The sequence below is a fragment of the Kitasatospora sp. NPDC058046 genome (assembly GCF_042885595.1).
In the GTDB taxonomy this organism is placed as follows: Bacteria; Actinomycetota; Actinomycetes; order Streptomycetales; family Streptomycetaceae; genus Kitasatospora.
Genome location: NZ_JBHVRS010000042.1, coordinates 40,962 through 63,533, shown reverse-complemented (window position 1 = coordinate 63,533; position 22,572 = coordinate 40,962). Strand labels below are relative to the sequence as shown.

Here is a 22,572-nt window from a genome sequence, read left to right as displayed (position 1 = left end):
CGCTACCGAGCCGGCGTCATCCTCGCATCACTGATCTTGTGGCTGCGGGCCGAGGAGCAATGACCCCGCCAAGATCAATTACGAGACACGGCCTAACGCGCCGCGTGACCCGCATGAGCTCGTGACCTACACAAATGCACAACGCTGGGAGAACGGTTTGAGCGTGTACTGCGGCATCGACTGGGCCGAATCGCACCACGATGTGGCGCTGGTCGACGAGGACGGACAACTGCTGGCCAAGCGCCGGATCACGGATGACGCGGCCGGCTACCGGCTGCTGCTGGACCTGCTCTCCGAGTACGGCGACAGCTCCGAGGAACCGGTCCCCGTCGCGATCGAGACCAGTCACGGCCTCCTCGTCGCCGCGCTGCGGAGCGGAACCCGCAAGGTCTTCGCGATCAACCCGCTGGCCGCCGCCCGCTATCGGGATCGCCACGGCGTCTCGCGCAAGAAGTCCGACCCCGGCGACGCCCTGGTCCTGGCGCACATCCTGCGCACCGACATGGCCATGCACCGCCCGCTGCCCGCCGACTCCGAGCACGCCAGAGCCGTCACCGTGCTGGCACGGGCCCAGCAGGACGCGGTCTGGAACCGTCAGCAGCTGGTCAACCAAGTCCGCTCGCTGCTGCGCGAGTACTACCCCGCAGCCCAGGCCGCCTTCCAGCACAAGCAGAGCGGCCTCGCCCGACCCGACGCCCGCACCATCCTGACGGCCGCGCCGACACCCGGCCAGGCCGCCCGGCTCTCCCTCGCCCAGCTCCGCTCGGCCCTCAAGCGGTCGGGCCGACAGCGCGGCATCGACGCCGAGGCCGAACGCCTGCGTGAGGTCTTCCGCGCCCCGGCTGCCCACCAGCCCCCGGCCGTCGAGGAGGCGTTCGGGAAGCAACTCGTCGCATTGATCAAGCAGTTGGACGCGGCCTGCGTTGCTGCCGACGAGCTGGCCAAGGCGGTCGAGGCCAGCTTTCGCGAACACCCCGACGCGGACATATACCTGAGCTTCCCCGGCCTCGGCGTCCAGCTCGCCGCCCGCCTCCTCGCCGAGATCGGCGACGACCGCCACCGGTTCGCCGACGCCAGAGCCCTGAAAGCCTACGCCGGCTCCGCGCCCATCACCCGCGCCTCGGGGAAGAAGAGCTTCGTGGGACGCCGGTTCGTCAAGAACAACCGGCTCATCTCCGCCGGCTTCCTCTGGGCGTTCAGCTCGCTCAAGGCCTCGCCAGGAGCCGACGCCCACTACCGCCGCCGACGCGAAGCAGGCGACTGGCACGCCGGAGCCCAGCGCAACCTGCTCAACCGCTTCCTCGGCCAGCTTCACCACTGCCTTCAGAACCGGCAGTTCTTCGACGAACACCGTGCCTTCACCTCCCCTCTCACGTCATCGTTGGCGGCTGTGGCTTGACTTCTTAGGACCCAGAGATGTCTCTCAGGCCCGTCGGCCCCGCTCGCCCAGCGGACCGCGGCCATGCGGGCCTTGGTGAGCGAGTGCCCGCCGCACCGGATCGAGCAGCAACCTGCGCGTCACGCCAGAAACCGGATCGGACATGCCCGGTCAACGCTATTTCCGAGTAGATCGAGGCAGGCAAACGATTCCACTCTTTCGAATGAATCACTGCGGAGAGCCGTTATGAATCGCCAAAAGCGAGGAATCGAGGACGGGAAACTAACGCTCGGGAGCTGACCATGTGGGCCTTCGCTACGGGGGGCATCGGACACCCCTTCTCGGTAACCGGGTTGCAGGACGCGGTTCGGGTGACGCCGCTGCGTTCTTCGACCACATCGCAGCTGCGTCGGGCCGCGATGTGTCCGGGCAGGCTGATCTGGCGGCTTTCGCCTGGTGCCACCTCGTGCACCGGGCCCTCCGCAGTGGCGTCCCCACCGGCCCGGCCCCGGTCGGATCCAGGTGACGTTCACCGCGGCCGGGCAAACGGGCACGGCCGGAAGAGCAGACACCGCCGCCCTTCCCCTGCTGTTCCGATCACCGTCGTGGCCGGTGCGCGAGCGGCCGGGGCTGGCCACCATCCGCCGCCTCGCCGAAGGCTGTCGTCAGCGGGGCGACCCGAACCATTCGAGAGGTCAGCCGTAGAATTGAGCGCAATTCGATTCCCTCCTGCACCCTGGCACATCGCCGGTGACATGATCGTCTCACTGTGGCGCATTCCAGCCGACGAGCTGCCGGGCTGGCCTCTGCCTCTGCATTGCCGGCCCTGGATCACCCGCGGACGCAGCACCCTGATCACGTTCTGGGTCGACTATCGCGGCGAAAGTGTCATCGCGTACCATGAGTTCCTTATCGCACAGGTCATTCGGCACGGGCGACGACTCACTGCCAGTGCCGTCGCGGCCTGGGTCGACGACGAGCGCGCCCTTCACGGCGGACGGGTCCTGTGGGGCGTACCCAAAGAGCTGGCCACCATCATCCTCCAAACCGACGCTAGCCGTACGGACGCCGAACTCTTCTCCGCAGGCTCCCTACTCGTGCGCGCCGTCCATCGCACCGGACTTCTCCTGCCGCTCCGCGTCCCGGCCCGTGCACATCTGGTCCAGCAGTTGCCCGACGGAGCGACCTGTCGGGTGTCAATGGAGATCAGAGGCCGGCCCGGCGTCGGGCGAACCAGGGTGATGGCGGTCCCGTCGGCACTGACCGCCTTCCTCCAAGGCCGCCGACCCCGGCTGTCTCTGACCGTGCACTCATTCCGCGGCACCTTCGGCCGGGACTCGTGACATTCATCGGAGGCGACCGTGCAGTGCCGAGAGGTACGGGGAATGTACCGGTGCTGACTGCTCGAATGCGCGGGCGACCGCCGCCCGCTTGCGGCGGTCGACGTCGTTTACTCCATCGGTGGAATCCGATGAACGGGGGCGTCACGCCCCTGCCGTAGCGCGGCTAATCTATCATTTGCAGGATTTACAGTTCGACTACAGATTGATTCTGTATAGGAGAATCCGATCCTCTGGCGGATCGTTCGCAGTACTACGGTGACCGACGCGATTGCCTGCCATGCCGGGACAGTTGAGATCGACCTGAAGGGGAGGAATCGGTGGCGACGGAACTCAGGAAGGTCCTGGTGACCGGGGGGAGCGGATTCCTCGGGTCGGAGATCTGCCGACAGTTGGCGAACCGCGGCACCCTGACCAATTCGGTCAGCCGGCGGCCCAACCGCGAACTGGAGGACCTAGGCGTCCGCCAGTACCAGGCAGACATCGCCGCCACGTCCGACCTCGCCGTCCTGGCCCTCGCCGCGGCGGGCTGCGACGCGGTGATCCACAGTGCGGCTCTCGTCGGCTTCAGCGGTTCGCCGCGCCCCTACTGGCGGACCAACGTCCTGGGCACGCTCAACGTCGTCGCGGCCTGCCGCCTGCACCGCATCCCGGTGCTGGTCCACACCTCCGCCGCCCGTGTGGTCTCCCGCCCACGCGGGCTGGAGAACGCCGACGAGACCGTTCCCTACCCGAGGCACCATCCGGCCGTGTACCCGAGGACGAAGGCCAAGGCCGAGCAGATCGTCCTCGCTGCGAACTCGCCATCGCTGGCCACACTCTCCCTGCGCCCCCACGCAATCTGGGGGCCCGACGACCCGCATCTTCTCCCGAGCCTGCTCCGGGCGGTCCGGGGCCACCGGCTCCGCATGCCTGGCGACGGGTCCGCGCTCGTCGACGGCACGCACGTCCGCACCGCCGCGTACGCGCACCTGCTGGCCGTGGATCGCCTCCACGAACGACAGACGGTCGGTGGTCGTGCCTACTTCATCGCCCAGGGCGAGCCGTACCCGGTCGGCACCCTGGCGCTCCTACTCCTGGACAGTGCCGGAGTCTCGGCGCGCTGGGCATCGCTACCGGGACCTCTGTTCCGCAGCGCGGCAGCGGCCCGGGGGGCGGCCGCCCGGGTCGCTCGTTCCGTCGGCTCTCATACGCCGAGTCGCTTGTCGGTGCCCGACCTCACCCGCCCCCACTGGTTCGACCTTACTGCCGCCCGAGCCAACCTCGGTTTCATCCCACCCCTCACTATGGCCGAGGGCCTCGCGGAGCTGACCCCAGACGGCCGCCTGTCCGCTGCCGCCGAACTACTGCTGGGCACACGGCTCAGACGACCGCGGTCGGAGAATGTCACAAAGGTGCTCCCGGAGGACCTGGGAGGCGACCGGCCAGGCGAACCCGGTCCCAGCCGATGCTGACTCCTCGATCGAGAATGGTCGGACACCGGTCGTCTTCGTGCTGGTGAGCGTCGGCGTCGTCACTGACCAGTGCCTGTCGGCGAGAGTGCCCGGGCTGGAGCGCATCACGGGCGCCGCAAGACTACGGCACGGACTGCGCAGCCGTCTGCCTGTCGGACAGACACGGTTGGGGCACCCTCGCCGACCGATCGGCACGGCGTTCGGGGCGATGGTCAGGTCCGGGTCTTGCGCGCGATGAGCGCGCGGGCGGTGGGTGCCCCCTCCAGGCACACGACGCGCTCCGTCTCCAGCCCCCTCTCCGCGAGCCAGGCGGTGTACTCGGGCACCGTGTAGTTTCGACCCCAGGTATCCAGCAGCATGGTCAGGCTTATGAGTGCTGCGGACAGAGGCCCACGCTTATCGTCGTCGACGAACGACTCGCAGATGATCAGGGCACCGCCCCGCGGCAGGGCCTTCGCGCAACCGGTGAGGATCCGCTGGGCATCGGCCTCGCCCCAGTCGTGGAGGATGTTCGACAGCAGGACGATGTCATGACCCTCGGGGAGGGGATCGGTGAAGAAGTCCCCGCCCACGAGGTCGACACGGTCCGCCAGACCTGCCGCGGTGATGCGCGGACGGGTGAGCTCGCAGACGAATGGCAGGTCGAAGATGGTGACCCGCAGCTCGGGAAGGCACCGGCACAACTCGACAGCGAACGCTCCGCCCCCGCCGCCCACATCTAGGACCGACCGGACCTCGCCGAGGTCCAGCCGCTCGGAGAGCCGGCTTGCAGTGAATGCGGACAGCGCGTGCATGCCCTCCCAGAAGTGCTCCACCATCACCGGGTCCGCCGGCACGAACATCGACTCCTGGCGCTGCGGGTCCCAGGACACGGGGCGGTTGCCGCGCAACGCTTCGGCCAGTCCGGAGAGGGCAGGGTAATCGCGCTGGTCGAACAGTGTCACCCAGCCACCGAAGTAGTACGGCCTGCCGCGTACGAGGAACTCCTCGGACAGATCCGTGTTCCGGTAGGCGCCCGCGTCGTCACGTAGCAGGAGACCGAGCGCGGTGCACGCGGTCAGCAGCAGTTCAGCCGGCCGCTCCTCGATGCCGTGCCGTTCGGCGAAGACTGCCACGGTCGCAGAGGTCCCGGACAACTCGGTGAACACCCCCAATTCGGTGGCCACCGCCAATGCCTTGAAGGCCGCCACGCCGAAGGTGAGGTCCAGCAGCGGGAGCGGCACATTGGGAACATTCATGACGATCCTTCGAGGAGAGTCGGAAGCCTCCGCGAGGCCGGTCTCGCCGCGCCACGTCAGCGAGGAGGAGCGGCTGCACATCGGCCTGCGGGCGTCGGAGCCGCCTGACGCGTCTGCGGCAAGAAGGGCACTCGAGACTCGCCGAGCGGAACGATGACGGGATGTCACCCAGCCGCGGCCAGGACGGGGGCCGCATGATCCAGAGCTTGGCCGGACCGTTGACGACGACAGACTCCATCCGCCGGGCCGGGGTGGGTCTGGAGAGGACGAGGCCAGGGCCATAGGATAGGTCACCCTTGTCGGCACACGTCGGATCGAAGCTGCCCGGCCGGTCCAGGTGGGCCTCCGGGTCCCGTCCTACCGCGCCGAACCTGAGCAGGGTCGCCTGCCCCTGCCTGAGGACCACGCCCTCGCCGAGGTCGATGTCTTCCAATGGGTAGACCAGTGGCTGTACATCGTCGGACTCTCCTGGCGCATGGTCTCCTCGATGGTGCCCGCACGGACGGCGGCCAGGTGGCGAGGGTGAGTGAGGAGTGACTAGATGCTGCCGGCCGGCTCGGACCCGGCACCGAGCACCAAGCAGAGCGGGTCGTGGGACTCCTCCTCGGTCGGACCAGTCCCGTCGTCGCCGCTGATCACGTCGCTGACAAGCTCGCGCCCGGGATCGCGCCGTTTGAACTCCAGCAGGTCGGTCAGGCCCCCCGTTGACGTCCTCCCGCGCGGCCGTCGTCTGCTCGGCCGACGCCGAGGCCGTCAGCATGGTGGCATCGCTTCGGTGGCCGTCGCTTCGACCCCGGGCCGCGGTGCGGGACAGCCGACGGGGTGAGAACGAGGGCGCCACCCGACGCCGCGCCGTGCGCTGTTCGTCGCCGTGGAGGTGGGAGAAGTTCCGACGGGAGACGGTCTGTCCCATCGGTCACACCTCGGATACCGAGGCCAGGGCCGGGCCAGTGCTTGGGGGACCACGGGAGATCCGCGTGTCGCCGTCCAAGGCGCGGATCTCCAAACTGCGGATCACAGTCCGGGCAACACCACCGTACGGGAGTTCGACCAGCACAGCGGGCCCGGCGGAGCGCAGCTCAGCGTTCTGTCCATGGGGGTTCGTCGCATTCATGTCCCGCTTTGGGCAGCCGCTGTCATCTGGAGCCATGGCCGCTCCTCAGGATCGTTCGGACACGTGCCATCATATCTTCGCGGGTCATTGCGGCAACCCGCCCAGGCGCTGGAAGAACACGGTTCGGAGTCGTCGGGCAAGGCCGACCACCATCAGGCTCCGCACCACTATTTTAGTCGCCGGCGGCAGTCCCGGCTCGTCCGAACGCGTTAGATTCGGCACCGTGGTCGCGTCGTTCCGGATCACCCGGCGCACAGTCCCAGCAAGCGCGGGAAATGAGGTGTGCGGCTGCGCAGGTGAGAGGTGATTCTGTCCAACTTCAGAAGTTGGACCAGAACCACAACTCACGTATAACGACCTGGTGCGTGATAGGGGCGGCGATGTGACCAGCAGTGTTGTGACCGGCATGATCTGACGCTGTGGCGATCAAGGTGAATCGTGCCGTCCTCGGTCATCAGGTGCTGACTGGAGCCTCGCGCCAGCATCCCTGGCAGGTCGGAGTTGAGGGGCGACGGCATGTCGCCCGTGGTGGAGTGCGTCGACGCGCGGCGGGTGCGGGTGCCAGGCACCGGCTCGTGTTCGTCGACCGGGTGGCCGCCACGCTCATCCACCTGCGCCGCGACCTGCCGCGCTCTGTCCTGGCCCTGCTGTTCGGCGTCGACCGCTCCACGATCAGCCGGGCTGCTGGCGAGGTCCGCGGCCTGCTCGCCGGCCGAGGCTTCGCGATGCCCGATCGTCCTGGGATCCGCCTGCGGACTCTCGCAGAGACGTTTTCGCCTATGCACAGGCCGAGAGAGACGTGCTGCGATTGGACGCCACCGAGGTCCAGGTCCGCCGCTCTGCCCCGTACCGTAGTGGGCGTCGGGCCTACGTTTCCGGCAAGAAGAAGCAGAACACGACGCAAAGGGCCGTAGCCTGTGGGCCGGTAACCTCCGCCCAGGACGCATGCACGACGCCACCGCGATACGGGGTGAAGGCATCGACGATCTCTTCCGTCAGTTCCCCAAGGTCCAAGTACTTTTCAACGAAGGCTACTTTGGCCTCCGAAGGGGCCATCCCGGCAAGGTCCTCACGCCATCCAGGACGCCGAACAAGATCGCCGCTCCCGAGGTGCATGCGGCTGGAGAACAGGCTTGCTATGAGCACTCTTTTCCCAGCGCATTCCCGTCGAGCACGCTCTCGCCGACCACAAACGGTGGAAGAGACTGGCCCGCTGGACCAACCGCCGCGACACTCCCGGCGACCTACCTCGCCGTCGCCGGCCTCGTCTCCGACCGCACCACCGCAGTGTCTGACCAGCGGTCCTGCTCAGGCCATCACATCGCCGCCGCTATCACGCACCAGGTCGTTAGTCTTCGGAATAGAGCCCAAGGCGATGGTTCCACTCTCGCGTGAAGTTGCTGACGAGGTTGCGGATCGCGGAGTCTGTTCGAGGTTGGGTCAGGACCGGGTCGCTCCCGCGCAGGGGACACCGCGGTCCCCGTGTGTCGGACCGGTCCTCCTGCAGGGTTCAGCCGTGCCCGGTGGATGGTACCGGTGCGGCCCTGGTGGGGAGAGGGCCGAGTAGGGCCGGATGGTCGGGGGTCAGGTAGTGGCCCGAGAGGCGGTCGGCGGCGCCCGCCGCGAGGAGCAGCGCGCCCCGGGTGCCTCGGTCGGTGGCGGTGGTCCGGCCCTCGGCGTGCTCCTTCAGGTACCAGCTCTGGATATGGGCCTTCCAACTGTCGGGGGGGAACTGCTCGTCGAAGTGGGCGGCGGCCATGCCGATGGTGAGCAGGCCTGGGTGGTAGGCGAAGACGGGCACGTCGTGGCGGCGGAGTTCAGAGGCGAGGTTCTCCGCGAGTTTGATGACGGCGGCTTTCGAAACCGAGTAGGCCGACAGAAGCGGCCACCGGTGAAGTCCGGCGCGGCTGGCCACGATGATGACCCGGCCATGGCGTTCGATCAGGGACGGCAGGAAGACGCGGCATGGCAGGTAGGTGCCGAGAACGTTGGATTCCTGGGTGGACCACCACTGCTCGGGGTCGTTCTCCCATGCAGGGCCGACCGGGCCGGGGACGCCGGAGTTGCAGATGAGCGTGTCCACCATGATGCCGCGCCGGTCCAGTAACGAGGAGAAGCCGTGTAGGGCCGCCAGGTCGGTGCTGTCCACGGCGGCGGTGCCGAGGACGCCCAGGGGGCCGAGGGCCTTGCGGGTCTCGGCCAGCGCTGCCGGGTCACGGCCTGTGATCAGCACCCTGGCGCCGTGTCGGAGGAAGGCGCTGGCCATGGCCCGACCGAAGCCGCGTGATCCGCCGGTGATCAGAACGGTGCGCGCGGTGAGGTCGGGTTCGTCTCGTGCGGTAAGAGTAGACCCGTTCGCGGCGGGGCCGTGGGTGTCGGGGGCCTCCGGTGTACATAGCCCGCGCAGGGGCTTGCCGGAGGCGGTGCGTTCCACCGAGGTGACGGCGGTGATCCGGCGGGGCCGGTTGTGGACCGCCAGCCGCTGGGTGATGAACTCCTGAAGTTCACCCTCCAGCCCCGCGGTGAGCCGGTGTCCGGGTGTCAGCACGACGCGGGCAAGGGGGACTTCGCCATCGCGGGGGTACGGCGCGGCGACCAGCAGGGCGTCCTGGACCGCGGGGTGCTCGCGCAGAACGCCCTCGACCTCACTGGGAGAGATCTGGTGGCCTCGGTACTTGATGATGTCCTTGAGACGGTCGATCACCTCGAGGCAGCCGTCGTCGTGGACGCGGACCAGGTCCCCGGTGGCGAACCATCCCTCGGCGTCCGTGAACCGGACCAGGCTTCCGTCTGGTTTCAGATAGCCGTCGGCGATCTGAGGCCCGCGCAGGTGCAGCTCGCCCGTCCCGCCCATGCACTCGTCGGTGCGGACCCCGACGTCAGGCGGCCCCGGCACCACGCGGTAGTCGATCCCTGGGACTGGCTGTCCGCAGCAGCCGGGGCGGCGTGGAGCGCCTCGTCGGGCGAAGTGGGACGCGCCGGCCTCGGTGAGGCCGTAAGCACCGTCTACCGGTACTCCCAGGGCCTGCTCGTAGCACCTGGCGGTCTGGGCGGACAACGGGGATCCGCCGCTGAGCACCTGCTGGAGGCTCCCCAGGCGCCACCGCCCCTGAGTCACCCGTTTCGCCAGGTCGTGGACCATTGACGGGACGGCGTGCACCAGTGTTATGCCGTACGTGTCCACCGCGTCGAGGGCCGCGGTGCTGTCCCAACGGGGCAGCAGCACCATGGTCGCGCCGGTCAGCAGGGCCTGGTTGAGGATGTACTGCATCCCGAACAGGTGGCTGAACGGAAGCACCCCGAGCAGGACATCGTCCGGGGTCAGGTGCCGGGCCAGGGACAGCTGGACCTGGCCCGCGATGAGGTTGCGGTGGGTAACCGCGATGGGTTTGGGGCTCCCGGTGGTTCCCGACGACCAGGGCAGCAGCGCGAGTCCAGTGGGAGCGGCGGCCTCCGTGCCGGAATCGGCCCCGGAGCCCGGGGCGATCCTGGACAGGGTCGTCCGCGACCGACTGCCGCTGAGCACTCTGCGGGCTCCGATACAGGCTGCCCGGCGGGCCAGTTCGGGCGCGGGCGAGCCGTGTATGACCGGACTCACCACGGCTCCCGCGGCAAGCAGGCCGAACAGGCCGGCGACGAAGCCGATCCCGTTCGGCGCGCTCAGCACGACCCGCTCGCCGGGGTCGATTCCGGAGCGGCGAAAGTCGGCGGCGGCAGCCAGGGCCCGCTCCGACAGGTCCTGGTGGGTCCAGCGCTCGCCTGTCTCTGCGTCGATCAGCGTGGTGCGCGACGCGACCTGCGACCCGGGGCGCAGCAGCATGGTGTCGAGGGTCGTGTCGGGTATGCCGGGCAGCGGTTCGCCGAACCGCGAAATGGTCGTGTGCATGTTGGACTCCAGTAGTGTGGGCGGCTATCCGGGCGGGACGGCGGTCAGGTCCCGTCCGTGCCGCGGGCCTCGAAGGGTGTGGTAGTCGGCCGCGGCGCGGCGTGCAGGAGGCTGCCGTCGAGCAGGAGGCGGTCGACACGGAGGAGGGCGAGTCTGGCCGCGGCCAACAGGTGTGTCGGTAGTTGTCCACCATGCGTTCGTGACCGCATATGTTGCAGAGCATGTGCAGGTCCCAGAGCACCGCACGAGAGGGGCTGTCGTTCGTGGAGATCAGGCATTGGAAGATCAGGAGCCTGGCGTCGGGCGACATCTGGCGGGCGAGGCCAGCCAACTCGGGCACGGGCGCGAGCATGAGAGCGTTGGCGGCCATCGCGGCGACGCGCAGCCCGGCGTCACCGGGATGGTCGGCGAGGTAGCCGAAGAACCTCCGGCCATGCAGGACCGTGAAGGCGGACTGCCCGGTACGCATGGCCTGGCCCGGGGCTCCGAAGGACCAGTAGAACAGGCCGCCGTTCAGTCGAGCGACGGGCCGCAGCGAGGCCTCCGCCGTGCCGCACACGGGGTCGCCGACGAACGTCAGGGTGAACGCGTCGTCGCGTCGGGTGACTAGGCCGGCGGATTCCAGGTAGCGCAGCAGCCGTGCGAGCGCGTCGGGGTCGACAGGAAGGATCCTGGCGCGTTCGTCCACGCGGGCGGGGAGGTGGTTGTGCAGGCCCAGCTCGGCGGCCGCTGCGATCGCTTGGGTTGTCCAGGCTTCCGTCAGCATGGCCAGCAGCACTCGCTCGTTGCCGTGCCACCTCTCATCTCACTGGCCAGGTGGGAGGCCAGTGCTCGCGGATGGCGGCCCGGGACCCGTAGTTCCAGTCGGTGGTAGCCCAGGTCGTTCGGATCTCTGTCGGTGCGGTAGTAGAAGACGGTAGAATCCTCGCCGGGATTGAAGCCACCGCTCTCGGGGAGCAGTGTGCCCTGCTCCCCGAATAGGCAGCGGAGCCAGTCCAGGACGGCTTCATCTCCTCCCCGGACACTGAATGCCAGGTGGTGTTCGGTGCGTTCGGTGCGTTCGCGGACGGCGATCGCGGTCAGCGGTGACCCGGTCGGCACCGGCAGTACAAAGAGCTCGACGCTCATGCTGCTGCACGCCTCCTGAGGGAGGGCGATGCGCAGGATGGACAGGTCCAGGTCGGCGAGCGGGATCCGGTGGCGTCGGGCGAGACGGTCTCTCACCACCACGCTGGGAACGGGCTCCTCCACCTTCAGCCCTGAGTTGCGCAGCGCGGCGACGAGCCGGTCACGCGAGGGCGGGAAGACCATTGCCGCCACGTGGTCGGGGCTGCAGTGGGCTGTCACTGCGCTCAGTTGGTCCTCGTCGAGCCCGCGGAGGATCCTGCCGGGGAGGTCTTCGGGGGTGGTGCTTCGGACGAAGTCGAGGGCCTCTTCGATCGCGCTGCTGTCCGCCGGACCGAGTTCCGCGGCCCAATCGGTTGTGTGTCCCATGGGGAGCTCCTGAGGGAGGATGCCGCGCCGGTCCGCTCCGGGGCCGCCTCCGCGATGCGTTCAAGTAGAACCAGGGTCTGGTCCTCGTGGCGGGAGGGCTTCCTGCCTGACTGGCTGCCTGGGGATGATTCGATGCTCTGAGGGACCGTCCCCGTGTCCTGGCCCGGCAGCCGGGTAGCCATCGACCGGGCACCGGACTTGTCCGAAGGTCCGGCTGGAGCGCTCCCCTGCGCGTCCGCGGCCTCGACCCGAGTGGACAGCCGCAACCCGGAGCACAGCCGCGTCATGGGTTCCACGAGCGATGCCGTGGTCATCAGCATTCTGGGGCTTGTCAACAGGCACCTGGCGGTCTAGCCGTCGCTCCACGAGGTGTCGAGTGGGACGGCCTCTGAGTAGGGCGCGACCGTAGCGAGGCATGAAGGCAACCACGCGGCCTCGCTCGGCAGGAGCAGCGCCGTGCCTGTGTTCCTCGTCATCTCCGGGATGTGTGCGCGTGTCGCAGGTGCTGCGCCCAGCGGGCGAGCTATTGGTAGGTGACCGTCGTGTGCTCGCCGATCATGGCAGTCCGATCGCTCCCGCTCGTCACGGTGCTGACGACGGTATGTAGGGACACGGTCGGCTTCCTTCGTCGGGGGCCGTTGCGGTCCGTGGGCCAGGAGACGTGCGGGCAGGAGTGCGGGGGAGACCTACAAGGGGGCTGAAGGATTCCCGGATGCACATCAAGTGCATGGTGACGCTCTCGACCACGTAGACCTGGGTCGCGCGCGCACTCCAGTGCTGGCCGACGAGCCACGCCCTCAGAACCGAGTGTACGACGACGCGCGGCAGCGCCAGCCGGGCAGAAGCCAGCGTGATCCCGATGGGCCGCGTCGGATCGGCCACGGCGGCGGTGTGGACCGGGTCCACCCGCTCGCACAGGGCGACGGTGTTTCATGAGACCTCGGCCCCCGGGCCCGGTCAGCAGCCGAAAACGGCGCACCAGGCACTCGTCGCACATGCAGGGCAGCAGCGCGTGCACGGCTGGACCCACCCACGCCCAGGAGACCAGCCCCGGGTCAACTCTGGCCCTTAGCGTGGCGCCGACCATCCGCTGCAGCAGCAAGATTTTCATCACCTTATACGCGAAGAGCGTGTGGGTCTAAGGGGAGGCGAGTCCTCGTACCTGCGCTTGCACGTGCCATCCCCCGGTGGAGGGGAGCAGCTGGATCATGCGAGAAAGGCACCATAGGGCGCCCCTCCACGGCGCTCGCCGGGTGTCGTGCACTCTTCGGCGCGCAAGGCAGTTCGCGCGGAGCGTTCGGGGCCGAACGTGAAATCAGGACACTCGGAGTGTCGTGGGAATCCTGGTGTGCATCCACCTCCAGAGTGGCACACCGTCTCCCCGGCCGCACACACGGTGCAGGTGCCGTCCCGTAGCCCTGGCTACCAGTGCCCCGCCCGGCACTGAACCGCAAGCAAGACCGACCACTACCTGACCGCTTTGCTGGCCCTTCCGGCCGTTCGCCGTGGACGCCATCACCGTGGCCGTGCCGGATTCCCTGCCGCGAAACTGCCCCCGCAATCTCGTACCCTCGACATTTCGAACGGGTACCCCATGTTGTCGCGCTGCAGAACGGTGTCCTGTCGCCTGAGAAGTCCGCGTGCACCCGCTCAACGACTCGACGGGAACTGTCCACCCTGCCCTCGCACAGGTCCTGAGGGGCCTCTCCGGCGATGGCGTCGCCGCCGGATTCCGGCCGGTGCGTTACAGTTTCCGATCCGTGCAATGGCCTCCCACTCAGGCTCTCCCCCTCCCGAGCACCCTCACGGCACCTGGTGCGGGGTCGCACACCGGGCCAGTTGCCCGGAACTCGGCCCGGGACGATGCTGGACTGAGTATGAAGCGACTCGTCCAGCGGCCTGATCCGAACGCTTTCCTCCTCCCCCGTAGAGGCATCTATGAACGGTCTCTTTCGACTCGACGGCAGAACCGCGCTGATCACCGGGGCAGGCGGTGGATTGGGCCGTGAGATCGCCCTGGGGTTCGCCGAGGCCGGTGCCGACGTCGCCTGCGCGGGACGCACCCTCACCGCACTGGAGATGACCGTCCGGCAGGTGCGAAGCCTGGGCCGGAGGGCCCTGGCCGTCCGATGCGACGTCTCGGACGAGAACCAGGTGGCCGACGCGGTCGCCGGGACGATCGACGCGCTGGGGCCACTGGACATCCTCGTGAACAACGCCGGGGTGGCCGACGTGCCGCCGGCGCGCGTGCACGAGGTCGCCACCGAACGATGGCACGACGTCGTCGAGGTGAACCTACACGGAGTCTTCTACTGCTCTCGGCAGATTCTCAGGGGCATGGTGGAACGACAATCCGGCAAGATCGTCAACATCGCGTCGATGTGGGGTCTGGCCGGGTCCGCGACAATCCTTCCTATGCCCGCCTACACCGCGGCCAAGGGGGCCGTGGTCAACCTGACCCGCGAACTCGCCCTGGAGTACGCGGGCGACGGCATCCAGGTCAACTGCCTGTGCCCCGGCTTCCACGCGACCGGCATCTCCGACCACGTCTACGACGACGAGGAGTTCGTGGCGGCGGCGACGACGCTCACCCCCATGCGGCGGATCGCCCGCGCCTGCGAGATCAGGGGCCCCGCCCTGTTCCTCGCCTCAGCGGCCTCCGACTTCATGACAGGCCAGACGCTGGTCGTCGACGGCGGCCTTCTTGCCGGGTAACCCGACCGGGAGCCAGGAAGTGCCATGCCGCGAGGAGTTCGACGTTCTTCCGGACGCTGTCGGCTGCAGCGCCCGGCGACGGCGAGTGGGCACGTACTGGTCACTCACCGTTCCGTTCAGGGTCCAGTTGGTTGCCGGCGTGTTCGGCCAGGCTCCGCAGATCGGCCGCGGCGAGCAGCATCGCCGCTGAGAGGTCGATGCCGAGGCGCTGGCTGATCCCGATCGAGAGTTCCGTCGCCATCAGGGAGTCGAGGCCGAGACTGACGAGCGGAGCCCCCCGGTCGATACGGTCAGGTGTCGTCTCCAGGACGTCCGCCACCATCGCAGCCAGAGCCTCCTCCGTCCGTTCCCCGGCCGTCGCCTCGTCGTCGGACGACAGGGCGCGTAGGGCGACGCTCTCCTGCCGCTCCCCGGAGAGGAGTTCGGCGGTGCGGGGTGCGGTGACGGTCGGCAGGTAGAGCTGCAGCGGCGCGGGGCGCAGCCGGGCGACGCACAGGACGACGTCCTCGTGGTCGGCGCGCTCCAGTACTCGGTCGAGGGCGCCGAGGGCGTAGGCGGCCGTCATGGTGGTCAGCCCGACGGCTTCCAGGTCGGCGGCGAGGCCTTGGTCGTGGACGTAGCCGACGTCGGAGAGCGGCCCCCATTGGATCGCCAGCCCGGGGAGCCCGGCCTTCCGCCGGGCGGCCACGAGGGCCTCCACGGCGGTTCCGGCCGCGGCGTAGGCCGCCTCGGTACGGTTGCCCAGGGCGACCGCGGCGGAGCTGTGCACCAGGAAGAGGTCCAGGTTCCGTTCCCGGGTGAACTCGTCGAGGAGGAGGGCAGCCGTCAGTTTGGGTGCGAGGACGGCGTGCGTCTGGCGGGCCGTGAGCTGTTCGGTCGGCGCGCTGTGGAGGACCATCGCCGAGTGGACCACGCCGGCCAGCCTGCGGCCCCGGGCGTCGAGGTCGGCGAGGACCTCGCGCAGCGCCGACGGGTCGGCGGCGTCGGCGGCGTGGGAGGTGACCCGGACACCTTGCCGGCGCAGGTCTGCGAGCAGGGCGGGGGCCTCGGGGGTGGCCCGGCCCCTGCGGCCGACGAGGATGAGATGACGGGCGCCGTGCACGGCGAGGTGGCGGGCGGTGGCGGCTCCGAAGCCAGAATGGCCGCCGGTGATGAGGTACTCGGCCGTCGGGTCGAGGCGCAGCGGCGCGATCTCCGGTACGACGGGGGGCGCCTCGTCGAAGGTGATCACGATCTTTCCGAGGTGACGGGAGTGCCGCAGGGCGGCGAAGGCCTCGTCGATCCGAGTGGCCGCGTAGCGGCGGTGCGGCAGGGCAGTGAGACCACCCTGCTTTAGCCGGCTGGCGAGTTCGCGGGCGTAGCCGCTCCGAAGGTCTTCTGTGAAGTCCAGGATGTCGACGCCGTGGAACGAGGCGTTGCGCTCGAACACGCCGGAGGGCAGAGCCCGGTCGGCGAGGAAGTCGCGCCTGCCCAGTTCTACGAAGCGGCCGCGCGGCTTGAGCAGCGCCAGGCCGCGCAGCATCGCCTCCCCGGTGAGCGAGTTGAGGACGACGTCGACGCCCTCTCCCTCGGTGGCGTCAAGGACCCGGTCGGCGAAGTCCGGGTTGCGGGAGTCGAAGACGTCCGGTAGGCCGAGTTCGTGGAGGAGGTCGCGCTTGGCCGGAGTGCCGGCGGTGGCGATGATCCGGGCGCCGATGTGCCGAGCATGGCGCACTGCGGCCAGGCCGACTCCGCCGGCGGCGCCGTGAACCAGCACGGTCTCGCCGCTCTGGAGACGGGCGACCCGGTCGAGGCTGTGGTCGACGGTGACGGTGACCACCGGGAGCGTTGCGGCGTCGGCGAAATCGACGCGGTCGGGCAGGATGGTTAGTTCGGCGGCCGATGCGAGGACATGCGAGGCCAGTGACCCGGTCGCCATGCAGGCGACTCGGGCGCCGACGGCCACCGTGGTGACGTCGCGGCCGACTGCGGTCACGGTGCCCGCGCACTCGCAGCCGAGCCGGGGCTCACCCTCAGGGGAGGCGAGCGGCACCAGGCCCGTGGCGGCCATGACGTCGCGGTAGTTGAGGGCGGCCGCGGCGACTTCGACGAGGACCTCGCTGGAGCCGGGTGCGGGGATCGGGCAGGCCCGCCAGTCAAAGTGGTAGCTGGTGCCTTCCTGTACCAGTCGATAGGCACTGGTAGGACGTGTTCGCGGCCGTGGCCGCCAGGGTCGCAGCCGGGGGACAAAGCGGCCATGGGCGGTGAGCACGACCTCGTCCTCGTCGCTGTCCGAATGGATCTCGGTGGCCAGGCGACCGAGGGCGTCGGGAGTCAGGACGATCCGGCGCACGGCGAGGCCGGGCTGCTCGTTAGCGAGGACCCGCAGCGCCCCCCAGAGTGCGGCGCCGACGCCAGTGGCGATGGGCAGGCCGCTGGCGGCTTCTTCGACGGCGGCCAGATGGATGCGCGGTGCGCGGCCTCGCGGCAGCGCACGGCAGGCGGCGGCGAGGGCACCGAGCGCGGTGAGGCGGGAGACGGCGGTCTCGGTCGTCGCGGTGGCGTCGTTGGTGCCGGACGGCCCGGAGAGCAGGACGAGTTCGGCGGCCTGGGCGATGATCCGGGCCCAGTGGGCCGGGCTGTCGCTCGCCGGCTCGGTGCGGGCGCGGAGCGTCGCGCGGGCCAGGGGCAGCAGGGAGCTGCCGAAGTCGACCAGGACGACTGGGCGGCCGTCGGTCTCCGCATGGGGCGCCCTGGAGGCCGGTGGGGCAGGGTGCGGAGCGCGGGCGACCGCGAGGAAGGCTGAGGTGGTCGCCGAGTGGTCGTCCCCGTCGTCGAGCAGGATAGTGTCGGCGAAGCCGCACTCCGGCAGGAGCCTGAGCCACTGTTCGCGGCTCAGGAGCGGTCCGTCCGGGCGCAGGTCCCGGTCGGTCGCGTCCCAGAAGCTGTCCAGGAACCCGAACACCGGGGCAATCAGGGCGAGGTCGTGGTGCTCGACGGCGAGCAGCTGCCCGCCGTCGGTGAGGAGCCTGGACAGTCGGCGCAGCGTGGCGCGCAGGTCGGCAGCGGGATGCAGTGCGTTCGAGGCGGCGATCAGGTCGAAGGAATGCGGGGCGAAGCCCTGGTCGGCCGGGTCGGCGTTCAGGTCGAGTCTGCGGTACTCAATGAAGCCGTGGTCGCGGAAGCGCCGACGGGCGGTGGGGAAGAAGGCGGGTGAGATGTCCGTGTACGTGTAGTGGGTCTGCTCCGGCGGAAGGTGAGGGAGCAGCACAGACGTGAGGCAGCCTGTCCCGGCGCCGACCTCGAGCACTCTCAGCGGCCGGTCGGCGGGCCAGCCTCCGACCGCGCGGCCCAGGGCGCTGGCGGCGTAGCGGTGCTGGTGCGCGGTGGGCAGGTGGGTGTCGTAGTAGCGCTCGGCCAGTTGGTCGGCCTCGCCGAAGAGCAGGTCCTGCGCGTCGGCTCGACCGGTGAGCAGCCCGGCGACGCGGCGGCCGATGACGGCGTGCACCAGCAGGCAGGTGGCGTCCTGCGGGGTGGTGTCCAGGGCCTCGGCCAGGGCGGCGCGCGGGTCGGGTGCGGCGTTCGGCCGCCAGCGGGCGGCGTCGTGGCACACCAGGAGACCGTGACGGGTGGCCTCGTCGAGCAGGAGCGTGAGCTGGCGGCGGTGCTTGGCGTCGACGCCGGCCGCGAGCAGGTCGTCGATCGTGAACCAGCTTTGACTGGGGAGGAGTTCGCGTATCGCCGCAGCGGTGTGGTGGGCGGCCAGGGCGAGGGTGCGGGAGCGGGCGGCGCGCTGGTCCGGCGCACGGCATCGGCGCCGTTCCGCGTCGGCGGGTTTGGTCCCGGCAGCGGCCGCCGGGACCGGCGGTGGGGGCAGCAGGTCCGGTTCAGACCGCTTGCCCCGGAGGGGGGCGGCCTGGTGGACCTCCGTGAGTACGGGCACCGGGGCAGCTTCCTCCTGCCGGTGCATCCGGCATCCGGTGATTTCCAGGAGGATCTGGCCGGAGGCATCCATGACTGTCAGGTCCCATGCCGTGCGGCGGGGGGTGCTTTCCACGAGGCGCAGGCGCGCCAGGCCTTCGGCAGGAAGCGCCTTCCAGCAGCGCACCTGGTCCATCGCCACGGGCAGGTACGGCGCGTCGTCCGGGGCCGGGCGGTCCCGGAGCGCGGGGGCGGCGGCCTGCAGCGCCGCGTCAAGGAACGTGGGGTGCACGACGTGGCCGGGGTCCTCACTGGAGGTGGTGGCATGGTATCGGACCAGTAGTTCGTCCCGGCCAGTCCGGATGTCCTCGAGCGTGCGAAACGACCGGTCGTAGTGTAGCCCGCAGCGTTCCAGTCGGCGGTAGAGGTCCGACGGGTCGACGGTGACCGGGAGACGGGCGCGCAGGGCGGCCAGGTCGACGGGCGGCGGCTGCGCGCGCAGCAACGGCGTGATCCGTCCGTGGGAGCGCTCGGTCCAGTCGCCGTCCTGGCTCGTGCGACTCTCCACCCTGAAGGTGCCGGTGCTCTCCACGGTGACGGCCAGCCAGGGCCACGCCCGTGGTTTGCCGGCAGGTAGGGCCAGGGGCATTCCGATCACGACCGCCTCCAGGGCGACGGATGTACCGTGCACCTGTCGTCCGCTGGCCAGGGCGAGGTCGATGTGGGCCAGTGCCGACAGCACGGTGTCCGGCCCCAGCCGCAGGCCGGTCAGCCACGGGACTCGGTCCGGGTCCAGTCGGCGATGCCAGACGGGGACCGGGCCCGGGGAGCGCCGTCCGCACAGCGGGACGGCCGTCGCCTCGCCCGGCTCGTCATCCCCGTCGCCCCCCTCGGTCCACCAGTCCGGCGAACCGTTCCAGTGGCGCTCGCGCTGCCACGGGTAGGCCGGGAGGGAGATCACTCTGCCCCGGCGGGGGAAGGCCGCCTTCTCGTCGAACCGAGCTCCGCATGCCATCAAGTGGGCCATGGCCGTGTCCAGGGCCGCAGGGGCCGGCTCCGTGCGGGTCAGGGTCGGTACGACGGCCACCGGCCGGGCGCCGGCGACCCGGTGGAGGTAGGTCCTTAGCACGGGGCGTGGTCCGATCTCGAGCATGACGCCGCACTCCTCCGTCGCCATCGCCGCCTCTGCGGCGGCGGCGAACCGGACAGGCTCGCGGATGTTGCGCCACCAGTACGCCGGGTCGAGCGAACGGCCGTCCACTTCGGCGCCGGTGACGGTGGAGATCATGGGGACCCGGGTCGCCCTGCTGTCGAGCGCGGCCAGGCCGTGGTGGAACTCCGGCTCGGCCGCCTCCATCGCGGCGCTATGGAAAGCGTATTCGAGGCCCAAGTCGCGGAAGGCCGTCCCTTCGGCTCGCAGCCGCCCGCCCAGCTCGGCGAGCGCCGCAGCCTCTCCGGTGAGGGTGACGTCGCGTGCGCTGTTGATCCCGGCGATCTCCAGCGCGCCCGGAGCCCCGCACCGGGCAAGACCCGTGAGGGTGACGTCGCGTGCGCTGTTGATCCCGGCGATCACCGGCGCGCCCGGAGCCCCGCACCGGGCAAGCCACCTGCGGGCGTCGGCCTCGCCGAGGCCGACAGCCGCCATCCGACCGAGTCCCGCAGTCGCTGCCTGCGCCTGGCTACGGGCCACGATCAGCCGGCAGGCGGCCTCACGGTCCAGGGCGCCAGCGCAGTAGGCGGCAGCGACCTCGCCGACGCTGTACCCCACAACCGCCGAGGGGTTCACCCCGCGGGCGGCCAGTTCGGCGATCAGACCGGCCTGCAGGGCGAACAGTACGGGCTGGGCGACCTCGGTGCGGTCCCAGTCCCGCTCCTGCCCCGGCTCCGCGAGCTCATCTCGCACCGACCATCCCAGCGTCGGTGCCATCAGCGCGGATACTGCCTCGACCTCCGAACGGAAGGCGGACGACCGTGCCGTGACGAGCAGTTCCCGTCCCATCCCGGCCCACTGGGAGGCGTTTCCCGCGCACACGAAGACGATTCCGCCCTTTGGCACGGCTGCCGCGCGCACTGCGGCCGGTCCGGGCGCCGAGGCCCCGGTCCGGGTTCCTTCGGCCAGCGAGCGCAGCGCTGCGGCGGCCCGGGCGGTGTCTGGGGCGATCACGGCGGCCCGGTGGAGGTGGCGGGTGCGGCGGCGGGACGTCCACGCCGCCGCGTGGAGGTCTTGGTCCGGCAGTGCGTCCAGCCGTGCCGCCCAGCGTTCGAGTGCCTCGTCCAGTGCCCGCGGGGTACGGGCCGAGACGAGCAGGGCAGCGGCTTCGAGGTGCTTCTGCCAGGGGTCGACGAGCTCGGCGGGCGGTGTGCGCAGGACGGCATGTGCGTTGGCCCCGCCGAAGCCGAAGGAGTTGACGCCCACCACGTCACCACCGGTCTGCGGCGCGGGCAGCGACCGGGCCGAGGTGGCGGGCTCCAGGCCGAGGCCGACGAAGTCGATCGCCGGATTGGGCGGCGTACCGTGCAGGGTCCGCGGGATGCGCCGTTCGCGAAGCACCAGGATCGCCTTGAGGACGCCAGCCATCCCTGCCGCCGCCTCCAAATGGCCCAGGTTGGACTTGACCGATCCCACCGGCAGCGGCACCCCGTGGCGCCGGGCCCCCAGTACCCTGCCCAGTGACCGGCACTCGACCGGGTCGCCGGCCTGGGTGCCGGTCCCGTGGGCCTCGACGTAGCTCACTTGCGAGGGCTCGACTCCGGCCTGTCGGTAGACCTGCTCCAAAAGTTCGGCCTGGGCGTCGGCGTCGGGCAGCGAGAGCCCCGCCGTGCGGCCGTCGGAGTTGACGTGGGTGGCCGCGATCACCGCGTGGACGCGGTCGCCGTCCGCCAGGGCCGTAGCCAGCGGCTTGAGCAGCAGGACCCCGGCGCCTTCGGAGCGGACGTAGCCGTCGGCCTTCGCGGAGAACGGGTGGCACTGGCCGGTCGGGCTGAGCATCGTGGCCTGCGAGAACCCGACGAACGCCCCGGGAGCGATCAGAACGTTGACCCCGCCGGCCAGCGCGAGCCCGCTGCGTCCGCTGCGCAGGCTTTCGCAGGCCTGGTGGAGGGCTGTCAGCCCCGAGGAGCATGCGGTGTCGAGCGTCATCGAAGGGCCGCGCAGGTCCAGAACGTAGGAGACCCTGTTCGCAATGGCGCTTGCCAGGTGCCCGCTCATCGTGTAAGCGTTGAAACGCGCCGGCCTCAGCTGCTGCAGTTGGCCCCAGTCGAGGGCGGACGCCCCCATGACCACCGCCGTGTCACTACCTGCCAGCCCCGCCCGGTCCACACCCGCGTCGTCCAGGGCCTCGATCGAGCATTCCAGCACGAGCCGCTGCTGCGGGTCGAGCACAGCAGCCTCGCGCGGTGAGATCCCGAAGAAGTCCGCGTCGAACCCCGCGAGGTCGCCCATGAACCCACCCTCAGAAGTGTAGGTCCCGCCTGGCCGCAGCAGACCCCCGGAGGAGAACCGCGAGGCGTCGAACCGGTCGGCCGGGATCCGGCCGACCACGTCTCGCCCATCCTCCAGCGTGGCCCACAGACTGTCCAGGTCGTTGATCCCGCCCGGCAGTCGCATCCCGACGCCGATGATGGCCACTGCTCCGAGGGAGGGGCTGGACTCCCGGGCCCCGCCGTCGGCGGCACGGCTCTCGGCGGGTAGCCCCGCGCTGTTGTCGCTCATTTCCCACCCTGCCCAAACCGAACTGAAGACTGATCGATAAGCTGAATATGTACCCGGCGAAGGGGGAGGCCGACTGCGTGCCCGGTTCCCTTCACTCCTGTGGCCGGTGTCCGGAGGGCGCAGCCCCGGGCACCGACCGGTCCCGGGGCCACCGCGGTCGTACTGTGCGCGGCACGACAGCGGCGGAGCATATCGGGTGCGAAGCCGTCAGCCTGCTGTGGTGGGACCAAGGTGGAGGGAGACGGCTTCGGCGACCAACCGGGGCCCGAGCCCTGTGAGGACTCCGTGCGACGGGCAGTACCTCCGGGACCGTGGCCGGGTCGTGGTGCGCACGGTCCTCC

At 69.9% G+C, this 22,572-nt stretch carries 8 protein-coding genes and 1 pseudogene; 5 read left to right on the top strand and 4 right to left on the bottom strand.

Annotated elements, in window-relative coordinates; all coding sequences use genetic code 11:
• The first annotated feature begins 121 nt into the window (after positions 1–121).
• The 3 genes from ACFVU7_RS43455 to ACFVU7_RS43445 all read left to right on the top strand — a co-directional run bounded on the left by ACFVU7_RS43455 (position 122) and on the right by ACFVU7_RS43445 (position 4,172).
• Positions 122–1,399, top strand: coding sequence for an IS110 family transposase (locus ACFVU7_RS43455; RefSeq protein WP_388052102.1), 1,278 nt, complete (start codon positions 122–124; stop codon positions 1,397–1,399).
• Positions 1,400–2,133: 734 nt separating this feature from the next.
• Positions 2,134–2,721 (top strand): acetoacetate decarboxylase family protein, encoded by a 588-nt coding sequence (locus tag ACFVU7_RS43450; protein WP_388052099.1) that lies wholly within the window; start codon positions 2,134–2,136, stop codon positions 2,719–2,721.
• Between the two features lie 317 nt (positions 2,722–3,038).
• Positions 3,039–4,172 (top strand): NAD-dependent epimerase/dehydratase family protein, encoded by a 1,134-nt coding sequence (locus ACFVU7_RS43445; RefSeq protein ID WP_388052097.1) that lies wholly within the window; start codon positions 3,039–3,041, stop codon positions 4,170–4,172.
• Between the two features lie 212 nt (positions 4,173–4,384).
• Here ACFVU7_RS43445 and ACFVU7_RS43440 read toward each other — a convergent pair whose 3' ends face one another.
• Positions 4,385–5,410, bottom strand: a complete 1,026-nt coding sequence (locus ACFVU7_RS43440) for a methyltransferase (protein WP_388052095.1) — start codon at positions 5,408–5,410, stop codon at positions 4,385–4,387.
• Positions 5,411–6,943: 1,533 nt separating this feature from the next.
• Between ACFVU7_RS43440 and ACFVU7_RS43435 the strand changes: the two are divergent.
• Positions 6,944–7,814: pseudogene (locus ACFVU7_RS43435) on the top strand (transposase family protein); the annotation flags it as partial.
• Positions 7,815–8,034: 220 nt separating this feature from the next.
• Here ACFVU7_RS43435 and ACFVU7_RS43430 read toward each other — a convergent pair.
• A complete protein-coding gene (locus ACFVU7_RS43430) occupies positions 8,035–10,410 on the bottom strand; it encodes an SDR family NAD(P)-dependent oxidoreductase (RefSeq protein ID WP_388052092.1) in 2,376 nt (791 codons plus the stop codon).
• A 759-nt stretch (positions 10,411–11,169) separates the two neighbouring features.
• A complete protein-coding gene (locus ACFVU7_RS43425) occupies positions 11,170–11,904 on the bottom strand; it encodes a hypothetical protein (RefSeq protein ID WP_388052090.1) in 735 nt (244 codons plus the stop codon).
• 1,938 nt (positions 11,905–13,842) lie between these two features.
• Between ACFVU7_RS43425 and ACFVU7_RS43420 the strand changes: the two genes are divergently transcribed.
• Positions 13,843–14,619, top strand: coding sequence for an SDR family NAD(P)-dependent oxidoreductase (locus ACFVU7_RS43420; protein WP_388052087.1), 777 nt, complete (start codon positions 13,843–13,845; stop codon positions 14,617–14,619).
• Positions 14,620–14,719: 100 nt separating this feature from the next.
• On the opposite strand, the gene ACFVU7_RS43415 is transcribed toward ACFVU7_RS43420, so the two are convergent.
• Positions 14,720–22,231, bottom strand: coding sequence for an SDR family NAD(P)-dependent oxidoreductase (locus tag ACFVU7_RS43415; RefSeq protein ID WP_388052085.1), 7,512 nt, complete (start codon positions 22,229–22,231; stop codon positions 14,720–14,722).
• Positions 22,232–22,572 lie beyond the last annotated feature (341 nt).

Excerpts from the sequence above, each read along its gene's own strand:
- ACFVU7_RS43450 (WP_388052099.1), top strand. The coding sequence starts at position 2,134 with ATGATCGTCTCACTGTGGCGCATTCCAGCCGACGAGCTGCCGGGCTGG.
- ACFVU7_RS43425 (WP_388052090.1), bottom strand. The coding sequence starts at position 11,904 with ATGGGACACACAACCGATTGGGCCGCGGAACTCGGTCCGGCGGACAGC.
- ACFVU7_RS43420 (WP_388052087.1), top strand. The coding sequence starts at position 13,843 with ATGAACGGTCTCTTTCGACTCGACGGCAGAACCGCGCTGATCACCGGG.
- ACFVU7_RS43430 (WP_388052092.1), bottom strand. The coding sequence starts at position 10,410 with ATGCACACGACCATTTCGCGGTTCGGCGAACCGCTGCCCGGCATACCC.
- ACFVU7_RS43415 (WP_388052085.1), bottom strand. The coding sequence starts at position 22,231 with ATGAGCGACAACAGCGCGGGGCTACCCGCCGAGAGCCGTGCCGCCGAC.
- ACFVU7_RS43440 (WP_388052095.1), bottom strand. The coding sequence starts at position 5,410 with ATGAATGTTCCCAATGTGCCGCTCCCGCTGCTGGACCTCACCTTCGGC.